The sequence below is a fragment of the Clostridium pacaense genome, from assembly GCF_020709765.2.
GTDB classification, from domain to species: domain Bacteria; phylum Bacillota; class Clostridia; order Lachnospirales; family Lachnospiraceae; genus Enterocloster; species Enterocloster hominis.
This window is the reverse complement of sequence record NZ_JAJFEB020000090.1, coordinates 1-333: the sequence shown is the minus strand read 5'-3', so window position 1 is coordinate 333 and position 333 is coordinate 1. Positions and strand designations below refer to the sequence as shown.

The window sequence follows — 333 nt, the reverse complement described above, 5'->3', positions numbered from 1 at the left end:
ATTCACTCACTTTCTGCTTTAACTTCTTTTTCTTTTCTGTGGTTGGTTTTACTTTCCATTCGCTACCCTTTTTCAGATATGTGATACCAAGATATTTACTTCTTGTCGGTCTGACTACTTTGGTTTTTGTCGCATTCACTTTGAGGAACAGTTTTCTTTCTATCCAATCTGTAATGGATTTCATTACCCTGTTGGCTGCCATTTCACTTTTGGTAAATACCATTGTATCATCGGCATATCTTGCAAAACGAAGCCCCCTCTGCTCCAGTTCTTTATCTAACTTGTCAAGATACACATTGGATAGCACGACTGACAAGGGGCCGCCTTGCGGTA

Annotated in this window: 1 protein-coding gene; it reads right to left on the bottom strand. The window is 39.9% G+C overall.

The window, feature by feature from the left end; genetic code table 11:
* The coding region (locus LK536_RS58605; protein WP_506092314.1) for a reverse transcriptase domain-containing protein at nt 1-295 on the bottom strand (295 nt) is incomplete at its 3' end.
* Nucleotides 296-333: the final 38 nt, after the last annotated feature.